Annotated in this window: 6 protein-coding genes, 1 tRNA gene and 1 pseudogene; 3 read left to right on the forward strand and 5 right to left on the reverse strand. The window is 61.9% G+C overall.

All coding sequences use genetic code 11. The features are described 5' to 3' along the window. Positions 1 to 12: 12 nt before the first annotated feature. Genes ACIOMR_RS24770 through bcsQ form a run of 5 tightly spaced genes read right to left on the reverse strand, consistent with a single transcriptional unit; the run spans position 13 to position 10499 of the window. Complete coding sequence (locus ACIOMR_RS24770) at positions 13 to 3870, reverse strand: cellulose synthase subunit BcsC-related outer membrane protein (RefSeq protein ID WP_401196905.1); 3858 nt, start codon at positions 3868 to 3870, stop codon at positions 13 to 15. Then, complete coding sequence (gene bcsZ, locus ACIOMR_RS24775; protein WP_177009278.1) at positions 3852 to 5048, reverse strand: cellulose synthase complex periplasmic endoglucanase BcsZ; 1197 nt, start codon at positions 5046 to 5048, stop codon at positions 3852 to 3854. The genes ACIOMR_RS24770 and bcsZ overlap by 19 nt, the downstream gene beginning before the upstream one ends. After that, positions 5045 to 7303, reverse strand: coding sequence for a cellulose biosynthesis cyclic di-GMP-binding regulatory protein BcsB (bcsB, locus tag ACIOMR_RS24780; protein WP_008435714.1), 2259 nt, complete (start codon positions 7301 to 7303; stop codon positions 5045 to 5047). The genes bcsZ and bcsB overlap by 4 nt, the downstream gene beginning before the upstream one ends. Then, positions 7300 to 9519, reverse strand: coding sequence for a UDP-forming cellulose synthase catalytic subunit (gene bcsA, locus ACIOMR_RS24785; protein WP_401196908.1), 2220 nt, complete (start codon positions 9517 to 9519; stop codon positions 7300 to 7302). The genes bcsB and bcsA overlap by 4 nt, the downstream gene beginning before the upstream one ends. Further along, positions 9516 to 10499, reverse strand: a complete 984-nt coding sequence (gene bcsQ, locus ACIOMR_RS24790) for a cellulose biosynthesis protein BcsQ (protein ID WP_301048785.1) — start codon at positions 10497 to 10499, stop codon at positions 9516 to 9518. The genes bcsA and bcsQ overlap by 4 nt, the downstream gene beginning before the upstream one ends. A 689-nt stretch (positions 10500 to 11188) precedes the next feature. Between bcsQ and ACIOMR_RS24795 the strand changes: the two genes are divergently transcribed. The 3 genes and pseudogenes from ACIOMR_RS24795 to ACIOMR_RS24805 form a co-directional block, all read left to right on the forward strand. Beyond that, positions 11189 to 11425, forward strand: a complete 237-nt coding sequence (locus ACIOMR_RS24795; protein ID WP_401196912.1) for a DUF2790 domain-containing protein — start codon at positions 11189 to 11191, stop codon at positions 11423 to 11425. A 486-nt stretch (positions 11426 to 11911) separates the two neighbouring features. Then, a tRNA-Thr gene (locus ACIOMR_RS24800) sits at positions 11912 to 11987 on the forward strand. 172 nt (positions 11988 to 12159) lie between these two features. Further along, a pseudogene (locus tag ACIOMR_RS24805) lies at positions 12160 to 12303 on the forward strand (integrase arm-type DNA-binding domain-containing protein); the annotation flags it as partial. Between the last annotated feature and the right edge of the window lie 9 nt (positions 12304 to 12312).

Raw genomic sequence — 12312 nt, forward strand, 5'->3', positions numbered from 1 at the left:
GACTCCTATCAATCAATTCGAATAAGGGGAACGGTACGGACTGACCGGCAAGGGCATAGGCCCGCTCAGGTCTTCAAACAAGTAGCGCAGGTAGGCGTTACCGACGTACTGGCGATAGTCCTGGGCGTTGTCGAGACCGACTTCGCCACCCAGGTAAAAGCGCGAGCTGAGGCGGTATTCGGCGGCGGCGTTGAAGCTGTAGCCGATGCCGGTCTTGCTGTCCTTGGCGTATTTCGGATCGCCCCGGGTCGGGTCATTTTGGTAATCGCTATGCCCCGGGAAATAATCGACCGCATCTTGCTCGATATGCTGGATGCCCACCGAACTTTTTATCTGGTAGCTGAACCGATCAAAACTCTGCGCCCAGCGCACCGGCACACCCAGGGAGAAGAAGCGCTGCGGGCTGAAGTAACCGCCCTGGCCGTAGGTGTAGTAACCCTGGTTTTCCTTGAAGCCCATGACCGAACCGCTGATGCCGAGGGTCAGGGTGTCGGTCGGGGTGTTGCGCAGGTACCAGTAGATGCCGCTGCCCAGTTCCAGCCGGGTGTTGTCTTCGACGTTGTTGCCCAACAGCTCGTGCAACGAGGCGTAGCCATACACACCGAGCTTCTGGTTGTCGTAGCTCAGGTCGCCACGCCCGCCGTTGGCGGTCACGCCGCCCCATTTCTCGCCGGTACGCTTGTCTTCGGAACCGGCAAAGGAGGTCACACTGTCGGTGACCGGACGCCGCGAAACGTTGACCCCGTAACGGAAGTTGGAGCCCTGGGAGAACGGCCGCGAGACGCTGGCGCCACCGACGATGGTGTCGTACAGAAAACCCAGCGGGCTTACACCGATGTCGGCCTTGAGGCCTTCATCCGGGTTCTCCACGGCAACGGCCAGACCGACGCCTGTGTCGCTCTGGGAGCCCGCCGGGTTGGCCGTGCCACCGCCAAAGCGTGTGGCAGAGTCGCTCTTCACGCTGCCGGAACTCACATGCACCGGCGTCACGCGCAGCGCAACGTTCAGATCACCCACCGGCATCCGCGCTTCAAACGGCGCCTCGACGTCAGTGATTTTGCTCAAGCCGCTTTCGCCATTGTTGCTGCGAACGCTCAAGCCCTGCACCAGGTAACCGGTGCGATCCCGCAGGATCGTATCCAGCGCACGACGTGCCGGGCTGAGGTTGGCGGTGTCGAGTGCAGCAATGCTCGACGGTGGCTCGAACGGCTCGTTCCAGTTGTTCGACGCCGGACGCGCGGAGGCTGCCAGGGCATTGTCCGGCACGACATTGGTCGGTGCATCAATCGGCGGCGGCACGGCGCCGGCAACGGTCAGGTCGGTGACCTGGCGACGCTGGCCCGGCAAGCCGACGAAGGGGTTGTAAGGCACGCCCTGGGAGCCGGCCTGAGCCAATTGCGTCTGGCTCTTCTGGCTGTTCTCAATCGCCAACGCCTTGCGCAGCAGTGCAGCGGCTTCGTTGTTCTTGCCCAGCCCCTGATAGATGCGCGCAGCCGAGGTGAGGATCTCGGGGTTACCCGGCTCCAGGGACAGCGCCTTTTCACTGGCGCTTTCCGCCAGGCCACGATCACGGCCTTGCAGCGCGATATCCGCCAGGCCCAGTTGCAGGCGAGCGTTGTTCGGGTTCTGCTGAATCAGCGGCGCATAAAGCTCCATGGCCTTTTTGCTATTGCCGCTGGCCGCGTACATCCGCGCCAGGGCACCTACCGCCATAGCGTCGTTGGGACGCTGGGCAAGCGCCGGCGACAGCATGTCGTAGGCCGCGACCAGGTCGTTTTTCTCACGCAGGGCATCAGCCTGTTTGACCCGGTACAGGTAGATCAAATCGTCGTAACGCTGGCGACCGGTTTCACTCAGCGGCTTGCCCTGCACTTCACGCAGGATGTCGCCCGCCTCGGTGTAGTGGTTGGCCTTGAGCAGCACATTGGCGTACAGCAGTTTCTGGTCGACGGTCGGGTTCGGATTGTTATCCAGAACCTTCTGCATGATATCCAGGCCCTGCTGCGTCGCGCCGACTTCCACATAAGCGGCCGCCAGCACCGCCAGGCGCTCAGGCTTCTGCCGGGTCATGGCTTCACTGCGGCCCAGCAGCGCGAGGGCTTCCGGGCGCTGGCCACGGCGGGCGGTCTCGATGGCGATGTCGGTCTGCTTGTGCAGCGCGATATCGATACCCAGCTCGTTCATGTCAGCGGTACGTTGCCCCGCAGGGATACGCGCCAGGGTCTCTTCAGCCTTTTTCCACTCACCCAGCTCCGCCGACAGCAGCGTGCTGGTGTACAGCGCGTCCGGCTGGTTCGGCTGCTTGGCCAGCAAGCCGTCGATCAAGGCACGGGCGTTGCGAATCTGGCCGTCGCGCAGGTAAATGCGCGCCAGGGCGAAGCGTGTCCACGGGTTTTCCGGGTCGGCATCAAGGGCTTGTTTGTAGGCGGCTTGCGCGGCTTTCAAATCGCCCCGCTGCTCGGCCAGCTTGCCGACCTGGGTAGCGCGCAACGCGGTGATTTTCACACTCGGCGCGAACTTCGCGCGCTCGGCGGGCGACACCGAGTCGATCAGCTTCAAGGCTTCTTCCGGCTGCCCGGATTGGGACAGCACGTTGATCAAGCCGCTCAGCGCGTCCGGGTCGCCAGGATGACGGGCGAGCACTTTGCGGTAGCCGGCTTCGGCGGTGTCGAACTGATTGTCCTGGGCCTGGAAACCCGCCAGTGCCACGGCAGCGCCGGGCTGGCCAGGGTTCAAGCGTTCGGCCTGGGCCACCAGGTCGCGGGCCTGGCTGCCGCGCCCGCCACGCTGGGCGTCACGGGCCTGGTTGAGCAGGTTCCAGTAGCGCACATCATTGAGCGCCGACTGCCATGCCGCGCCACCCGGCAAACGGGTGGCCTGAACCAGGTAGCTTTCAGCCTCGCTGAAGCGCTGCTGCTGTTGACGCAGCACGCCCATGCCACCGAGGGCATCGACGTCATTGGGTTTTTCGTTGAGGCGCGCCGCCAATAGCGGCTCGGCGGTTTTCAGGTCGCCGTCATCCAGCGCCTTGAACGCCTTGGTCATCTGCGGATCACGCTGCCAACCGGCGCCGGTCTTGCCTTGGGCAATGCCCTTGTTCATCAGCGCACGGATTTCGCTGTCGTCCGGATGCGCCGCCAGAAACTGCTGGAACAACGGCACCTGGTCGCTCTTCGGCGGGCCGAGCCAGATCAGCGCAAAGCGCCAGGTTTCATCGGCGTTGCCGCCCACGTCGTTGTTCGGTGCCAGCTTGGCCAGGGCGCGGATGCCGTCGGCGCGGGTGGCCGGGTTACGCGCCAGATGCTTGGCCAGGAACAGCGCCACAATCGGGTCGTTCGGCCGCTCGCGAGACAAACGCTGCAAGCCGGCGATGGCCTCGTTCGTGCCCTTGGGCGTGAAGCCCAGGGTGTTGTAATACTCGCGGGCAAGCAGGCCCTGGGGCTGGCGCCCCTGGAAGATCTGGCGATACAGCGCCACCGCTTGTTCGCGCTCTTCTTCAGGCTCGCCGAGTTCACGGGCCTGTTCCAGCAACTTGGCGTTGGCCGGGAGGTTGACGGTGATGTCCTGCTCCAGCAGCAAGGCCTGGCGCGGTACCGGGCTCAACGCCTGCAAGCGGGCCAGGTACTTTTGCGCTTCGGCCGGACGCTGTTGTTGCACCTGGATCAAGCCGATGCCGTACAGCGCATCCGGCTGTTCGGGGCTCAGGCGCAGCAGTTTCTGCCAGGTCTCGAGGGCGCGTTCCGGGTTCTTTTTCGACTGCCAGTAATAGCCCTGCTCGATCAGCAGGTTTTGCGGGTCAGTGGTTTCGGCAAAGCTGGCGCTGGAAGCCAGGGCCGCCAGAATCGCAATGGCTAGCGTGTGACGGCGCATGCAGACTCCCAGGATAATTTCACCGTGCCGTCTTGTTCGAAACGGTACTTTTGATCAGCGAAGCCCTGGCCGAACAGGCTGAGCATGTAGTCGTAGTAAATCGGCTGGGCGCTGTCCGGGGCCGAAGGCGCGAGCGCCTTGGCGAGGGCGTCGTCGACTTTCTGCTTTTGCAATTGCGCCAGGGCGGTTTCGCCCCGGGCCTGGAAGAAGGCCATGGTGGAGGCCGAGAAACCCGTCGGCGTGTAGCCGTTGTTTTTCTCGACTTCACCGGTCAGCACGTGGACTTTCTCCGGCGGCAAACCGCTGACCGACGCAGCGGTGGCACGGGAAATCCCGCCCAAGGCCTTGAGCATCGGCGCGGCCAGCGGGTCGCTCTTGGCGGTCATGCCGGCCCAGAGGTAAGTGCGGATCGCGTCGTAGCTGCCCAGGTCATCGGAAAACGGGTCGACGATAAACAGCCCGGTGTTCGCGCTGGTGGCGCGATAACCGACCCAGTTGGCCGCCAGGCCATGGGGATTGCTCGGCAGGTCGGCGAGCATCTTCGCGTTGCTCTCGGCCACTTCGTTCCAGCCGGCGTTCGGGCGCTCTTTTGCAAAGCGGCGCAGTTGCGGCAGTACTTGATAGCTGGGGTTGAAGCGCCACAGGCCACCCGCGTGTGCATAGCCTACCGGCCCCGGCAACAGCATCTTGCCCAGGCCCGGTACGCGCACGATCAGGTTGCGTTCAACGTTGGCCAACACCAGTTGCGCGTCGCTGCGGTACTGCGGTGCGTTCCACACGCGCGCGGCTTCGAGCAACGCATAGGCCATCCACAAATCGGCGTCGCTGGCGGAGTTGCTGTCGATCGCGCCCCACTTGCCATCGTCACGCTTGCCCCACAGCCAGGCCGGCAGGTTCTGGCCGATGTCGGCGCCCGCCATGTTGGACTTGGTCCAGGTCCAGAGCTTGTCGAAGGTCGCCCGGTCGTTGCCCACCAGGGCAAAGAACATCGCGTACGACTGCCCTTCCGAGCTGCTTTCCGTCGGCTTCATGGACGAGTTCAACACCCGGCCATCGTCCTGGATAAAGCGCTTGGCATAGTTCTGCCACAGCGGCCAATCGCAGGTCTGTGCCTGGGCGGCACCGGCAAGCAATGTGCTGCCAATCACCGCCAGGATCGCGCTACGCAAAGGGTTCATGCCAACCGCCGTTTTGCACGGGCACGCAGTGCCAGGTAGATCAGGCAGGTCAGCACCAGCAGCCCCAGGAAGGTAATCGCCAGCATCCAGCCCAGGTTCTGGGACAGCTGCCATTGCATGAATTTGAAGTAGTTCAGGTCGCCGACGTAGTACTGCTGGTCCGCGACCAACGAGCTGATCTGCGTGCCCTGCACCACCGCCAGGCTGCCCTGGATCGAGTCTTTGTAGTCGTCACCGCCAATCAGCGCCGAGGTCGCTTCAAGCAGGCCCTGAGGCTGGTTGCTGGCGATCAGCACCACGCTGCGCCCGGCCTTGAGCGGCGATTGGAAGCCGGCGAACCAGGTGCTGTTGCTCAGGCCGCTGAAGGTGATGCCGGCATTGGCCGTATGCTGGTTGGCTGCGGCGTCCGGGCTGATCCAGCTGCGCACATAACGTGGCAGGTCAGACAACAGGAAGTGGTGTTGCAGGCCGTCACTGGTGGCCGGCAGGTATTGCTGCCATTGCTGCAGCAGCGGCTGGTTGCCGCCGGTGGCGAGCACCAGCAGGTCTTTGTCGGCAACGCTTTGCACGTCTTTGGCCTGCACCACTTTGACGGCGGTGGCCGGGTAGCCGGTGGACTCGCCGAAGCGGCCCATCACAGTCAGGTAAGCGCTCAATTCATCGGTGCCGACGTTGTCCGGCATCACCACCGCCGACTCCGAAAGGTCAGCCAGGCGGGTGAACGGGAAGCCGGAGTCGTTGAACACGCCCAGGTTCGGCATGGCGATAAAGTGCTGGTAGCTGCTCAGGTCCAGGCTCGAGTCCGGGTCAATCGCACCGCGCATGTTGTCGACGATGATGTCCCGGCATTCGCCTTCCTTGATGTAGTCGTACATGAAGCGCAGTTGCAGCTTGGACTTGGGCGAAGCCGAGCTGATCGGCAACAGGGTCGTCACTTCACGGGGCAGGGTTTCGTCTTTCTTCAGCTGGTCCAGCAGGCTCTGCCCGCCGCCCAGGTTGCTCACCGACGGCAACGCGACGGACTTCATGAACTGGTCATTCAGGCCGATTAGCAAGGAGGAGTTGGTGGACACCTGCTGCGGCGTGTAGCGGTATTTGACGTTGAGCGGCACGCCCTCTTCACGCCAGTTGAACAGGTCGGGCGGCAGGCGCAGGTCGACGCTGATCGGGCCCGGGTTGTAGCCGGAGACGTTGAGTTTTTTCAGTTCTACCAGCTCGCCAAGGCGTACCGGACGGTTGCTGGGCAGCCAGTTCGGCGCGTCGTAAGGGCTGCGCGGGGCCAGGGTGTCGAGCCTGGTGATGACCACGCTGTTGCCGGTCAACACCGGGTTGCCCAGCACCACGGCGGTGGCGGCACGCTTGAGTTCGGCGCCATCACGGCCGGAGACGATCAGCAGCTTGCCATTCGGGTCGTTGGGGTTGGTGATCAGGGTCAGGGTCGGCCCTTTAGGCTCAGGGACCGCCACACCGTGTACATCCACGGCCTGGGTACTTTGCACCAGCACGATGGCGTTGCCCTTGGCCGGAATCTCGCCAAGGGTGGTCGGGAACGTCGCACCCCGGTAGCTGGCCAAGCCGCCTACCCACGACGACAGCGCACCGGCAGCTTCCAGCGCGGCATTGTCTGGCGCGCTGGCAAACACGAATGGCAGGCTGACCTGGCGCGCATCACGCTTGTCGAAGAACGGCAGCGGCAACACCGACAGGTCGTCTTTCAAGACGATCGGCTGCACCTGCACTTTCAGCTCACTGCTGTTGCTGATCTTGGCCCACAGGCTGCTGTGCAGCGGGTCTTCACAGGACATGGTGTAGTGGCCGATGAACTGCAGGCTCAAGCGGTTGAATTCGGTGATCAGGTGCGCCGGAATCTGCACCAGTTTTTCCTGCTGGATACCTGCGCCTTCCTTGGGCAGCGGCAGGCTGGCGGCGACTTCGTCGTTGACCAGCACGTTGATCTGCGACAGGTCCGCCAGCAGCGCCGGCGAGTAGCTGTACTTGAGCAACAGTTGCGCGCCCTTCACCACTTCATCGGCACGGATGTCGAAGTTGACGCTGTCGGACGCTTCCACGCCTTGCAGGTTCATGGTGTCGCGACGGCCCAGTTGCTTGAGGGTCAGGCTGTAGCCGTCGTCAGTGCTCTGCACCGCAACAGCGGGTGCAGCGGCCTGTGCCTGCGAGCCCAGGCCCAGCAGCGAAGCGATCATCAGCGCGAGCACGCCGCGCGACTGCGGGCGGGCAAATAGTGTGGAAGTCATGGCTTGTCCATCAGCGTATCGAGCGGTTGTGAGGGAGTGCGGCGCAGGGCCAGACGCAATTCATGCAGCGTGGCGCGACCCAGGGTAAACAGGCCGCCGATGCCGATGGCACCGACTTCACGCAGGGCTGACAACGGTGTATCGGGCTGGCCGGCACCCCAACTCGCGGCCCAGGTGTCGGCGCGGGAAAACGTCAGGCGTACCAGTTCGCTTTGTTGGCGCAGGGACAGTGCATCGAATTGCGCGCCAATCTGCGCGCCCTTGCTGAACACCACCCGCGCCTGGAACAGGCTGTCTTGACCGTTGCGCGACAGCACCAACTGCAACTGTTCGCCCCGGGCAATCTGGTGCCCGTCGGCGAGGATCAGGCCGAAGCCGTTCTGCGAGAAATCCTGGGTCGTGCCTTTGAGCACACGACCGTCGGCGCAGATCACACTGACCGGCAATTTCGCGCTGACCCGCGGCTCGGAGCGCACTTGCCGCGCTTCGGAAGCCACCGCCACTGCAGCGCTGGTGATGATCAGGTTGTAGAGGGTCCAGGTCAGGTTGATCGCCACGGTGACCGCGGTGGACTCGTCGCCCCAGATCAATTGATACAGACCGAAGCACAGCCCGACCAGGTTCACCGCCAGCAGTACCAGGTACGGCCGGGCGAGTTTCCAGTCGAAGAACTGCTTGTCGATGATCCCGCCCTTGTCGGTGACGTTGAAGCCGCCCGCCTTGGGGTTGACCAATGCAACCAATACCGGCGGCAGGATGTACCAGGCCAGTACGGTCTCGTAGACCTCGTTCCAGAACGAGTGGCGGAAGCGCCCCTGGATCCGCGAGTTGGTCAGGCTCGAATGCACGAGGTGGGGCAACACATAGGCGACAATCATCAGCGCCGAGGCGTGGAAAATCTGCGCGCCGAAAATCAGGTAGGCCAGTGGCGCGGTGAGGAACACCAACCGCGGCAAGCCATAGAAGAAGTGCAGCATGGCGTTGGCGTAGCAGATGCGCTGGCCCCACTTCAGGCCTTTGCCCAGCAGCGGATTGTCGGTGCGGAAAATCTGCGCCATGCCCCGCGCCCAACGGATGCGCTGGTTGATGTGGCGTGACAGGCTTTCGGTGGCCAGGCCCGCGGCTTGCGGGATCGCCAGGTAAGCGGTGTTGTAGCCCAGGCGGTTGAGCTTGAGCGCGGTGTGGGCGTCTTCGGTGACGGTCTCGACGGCCACGCCGCCGATTTCCAGCAAGGGCTTGCGGCGGATCACCGCACACGAGCCGCAGAAGAACGTCGCGTTCCACAGGTCGTTGCCGTCCTGCACCAGGCCGTAGAACAACTCGCCCTCGTTGGGCACGGCGCGGAAGGTGTCGAGGTTCTTTTCAAACGGGTCGGGTGAAAAGAAGAAGTGCGGCGTTTGCAGCATCGCCAGCTTGGGGTCCTTGAGGAACCAGCCGAGGCTGACTTGCAGGAAGGAACGGGTCGGCACGTGGTCGGCGTCGAACAGCGCGATGTACTCGCCGTCGGTGACCTTCAACGCTTCATTGAGGTTGCCGGCCTTGGCGTGGAAATTGTTGTCGCGGCGGATGTAGTTCACGCCGATCTTGCGGCAGAAATCGCGGAAGTCGTCGCGACGGCCATCGTCGAGCACGTGGACGCGCAACTTGTCCTTGGGCCAGTCCATCGCCTGGGCGGCGAAGATGGTCAGTTTGACGATGCTCAACGCCTCGTTGTAGGTCGGGATGAACACGTCGACGGTGGGCCACTCCGACGGCTCGGTCTTGAGCCACACCGGCTCGCGGCGCAGCGGCCAGGCGGTTTGCACGTAGCCGAAGATCAGCACCACCAGCGCGTACAGCTCGGCGAGCACCAGGCCGTAGCCGAACAGCATGTCGAGCCAGGTTTCAAAACCCAGGGTGGAAGTCAACCGCCAGTACATGTAGCGCAGCGACGCCACCAGCGACAACACCACCAGCGCGAGGATCGCCATGCGCCCGGGAATCTTGCGCAGCACCAGCACCGCAAGGAAGCACACGGCAGCAAACAGGCATTGGCTATAGAGGTCCAGCGGGGCGCTGACAATGCTCACCAACAGCAAGGTGCCGACCACACAACTGATCACCACCAGCACTTTGCGCAGCGTATCGGGCCAGCGATTGAAGCGCGAAATCGCGGCGTCCAGCCGCTGCTCGGCGCGCCCCGGAGCGTGGGGCGTAGAGGACGTAGTGTCGGTCATGGAAGGTCCGAATCGATGCGTTCGAGCAGCGTGCGGCACAGGGCATGAATGTCCTGGCAGCCGAGACTGTTGACGGTAGGGTCGAGGGGATCGCGGCCGCAGGCCTGGGCTTCACTGAACACCGGGTCACGGTGGACCGTGCCGAGCAGTGCATCGCCGAGGCGGGCCTTGAACACTTCGGCCATGTCCAGGCTGAAGCGGTGGGCGCCGTCGAGTTGGTTGATCACGTAGTAACGCAGTGGCGGTTTTTCGCGCTCAAGGTACGGCGCCAGCACACTGTCCATCTGGGCCAGGGTGCTGAATGAGGAAACATCCGCCTGCACCGCCACCAACACCACGTCTGCCAGGGCCATGGCCTGGTGCAGGTACACCGTGTTGCCGGCAGGCACGTCGATCACCACCGTGTCCTGGCCATTCAACTGCAAGCCGGCCAGGTGCCGGGGCAGCCATTGGGCGTCTTCGCCGAGCCAGCGATTGAGGTTTTTTTGCTGGTCGTTGTTGGTCTCACCGAAGGCCACCAGGCGGCAACCGGCAAAGCCGCGCTCAGCCAGGCCTTCCCAGGACTCATTGCTCAAGCTCGTCGCGCCGATGCCGGGCAAATTCAGGCCCAGGCACAAGTGATGACGCAGGGCATTTTGCGGGTCCAGGTCCAGCGCCACGGCCGGGTGGCCTTGACGCTGCAAGCCGCTGGCAATGGCCGCGGTCAGCGTGCTGCGACCGACACCGCCCTTAAGCGAGACCACCACGATCACCTTGGGTGAGGATTGATCCGAGTACACCTCACCGGTCGGCCCTTCGACCACTTCGGGAGGTTGCAGGTGATCGGCTTCGCCCTGGGTCAGCTCTTCGAGCAAGCGCAGCAATGGCGCCGACGGCGGCTCATCCAGCGCGACGGTGCAAGCGGTTTGGGCCGGGATGGGCACGGCGTCGAAACGCTCGACCACCACGTCATCCTCAAGATAATCATGGACGGCGTACATCTCCCGGTAGCCATTTGGATTGGCGCCCAGCTTATTGAATAGTTTTGAAATATCGTCTGCGCGACTCACCCACGGCCCTCCCCGGTTATTACGCTTTAAAGGCGTTAAAAAGGTCAGCCCGTTGAGCTGACCTTGGTTTTTCTAGTTATGTGTTGGCTGGCGGCATTCTGTGATATCAGATTGATGGTGTCAGTATTTTGATGCTTTTGGACGAATTATTTCCGACGAGCGGCTGAGTGCCGTATTTTTGACTTATTTAGCGAATTTTATCATTTCCTTTCAGATCAGAAGCTTGCGGAGGCTTCTAACCATTTTCCTGGCCGCCTGGTCAGGAAAAATTGCTTAGCTGACGAATCAAATTACAACTTAGTAATTAACCGCCAACGTTCCGTGAACCGGGTTAAACGATTCCGCTATTTATATGACGCTTAATATTTCGAAACAGAATACGGTAACACTCACCTTATTCAAGGGAAAAACGATGACCGTTATGTCGAAAACATCTAAGAGAAAGACCCTGAGGCACTAATGCCTCTAATGGATATGTTTCTGTATCAAGTTGTATGCAATCCCCTTCTCAACACATGCCGAGGCAAAACGCCGGGTGCATGACACAGGCCGGATACCTCCCGGGCGCTCAATAGGCTCCAACGCAACACACACCCTATTGAACCTCAGAGGACACCACCATGAACCGCAACACCCTCATCGCCAGCAGCCTGTTTGCCTTGCTCAACGTTGCCGCCTTTTCGGCCCATGTCCAGGCCAGCCCCAAGCTGGATGTACAGCAAGTACTGTCGACCGTGGACGATGGAGGCGCGGCGTGTGGCGTGGTGAATGCGCGGATGACCTACCTGGATTCCCATGGGCAGAAGCGGGTGTTTGAGTACAAGAAGTTTGCCGACTCGTGCAACGAAGGCAACTAAAAAGCTGAACGACAAAACCTGTGGCGAGGGAGCTTGCTCCCGCTGGAGTGCGCAGCGCTCCCACTGTTTTGGGCCTGCCGCGCAGCCCAGCGGGAGCAAGCTCCCTCGCCACAAAACCTCATCTGAAGCTAAATGGGATTAACCGCGAATACGGTGCTCGGTGAACTCATAATCCTCCTGGCAATCGCCAGTCGGGTCCGCAGCCACACCAGGTACCGTTCTCGGTTTGAATCGGCTGGGTTTGCTGCGCATCGCGGAAAACGTGATGGTGAAGCGGCCGTCGGGCTTGAGGTTGTTGTTCCAGGACAGGAACTGGCACTTGCCGCTTTCTGCACGCAGGCCTTTCCAGTGATCCAGCGCATGGGATTGGCGGGGTTGGGGTGGCTGAAACGAGGCCGCGCAGAGAAAACCCGGTCGGTTGCAAAAATAGTCAGAATTCAGGGGTTTACAGATGCCTGCCAATCGCTATAATCGTCGCCCTAACACGCCGGTATAGCTCAGTTGGTAGAGCAACTGACTTGTAATCAGTAGGTCCCGGGTTCGACTCCTGGTGCCGGCACCATCCAAGGTTCCAGAGAAGGCTTTCAAAATCTCTGGAACCCCCGAAAAACCCGCCTTCTGGCGGGTTTTTTCGTTTTGGCGTTCCATCGGTTTCCGTCAGAAACTGGTGGATTCCAACCGTTTTAAGGGTAGAGTTTGGGATACAGGTCACTTCGATAAAAGGGAGTACCCTTATGTCGCGCACCACAGCTCCGCTCTCCGACGCAGCTTGCCGCTTGGCAAAACATACAGACCGCGCCTACAAGCTTTTCGACGGCGATGGCCTCTACCTCCTAGTCCAGCCCAATGGCCGCAAAGGCTGGCGGCTCCGTTACGTATAACCTGAC

The organism is Pseudomonas sp. NPDC087814 (assembly GCF_044742865.1).
Taxonomy (GTDB): Bacteria; Pseudomonadota; Gammaproteobacteria; order Pseudomonadales; family Pseudomonadaceae; genus Aquipseudomonas.

What these genes read in the sequence shown, in the direction of transcription:
- bcsQ (WP_301048785.1), bottom strand. Translation starts at nt 10,499, where the DNA reads ATGTACGCCGTCCATGATTATCTTGAGGATGACGTGGTGGTCGAGCGT.
- ACIOMR_RS24770 (WP_401196905.1), bottom strand. Translation starts at nt 3,870, where the DNA reads ATGCGCCGTCACACGCTAGCCATTGCGATTCTGGCGGCCCTGGCTTCC.
- bcsZ (WP_177009278.1), bottom strand. Translation starts at nt 5,048, where the DNA reads ATGAACCCTTTGCGTAGCGCGATCCTGGCGGTGATTGGCAGCACATTG.
- bcsB (WP_008435714.1), bottom strand. Translation starts at nt 7,303, where the DNA reads ATGACTTCCACACTATTTGCCCGCCCGCAGTCGCGCGGCGTGCTCGCG.
- bcsA (WP_401196908.1), bottom strand. Translation starts at nt 9,519, where the DNA reads ATGACCGACACTACGTCCTCTACGCCCCACGCTCCGGGGCGCGCCGAG.
- ACIOMR_RS24795 (WP_401196912.1), top strand. Translation starts at nt 11,189, where the DNA reads ATGAACCGCAACACCCTCATCGCCAGCAGCCTGTTTGCCTTGCTCAAC.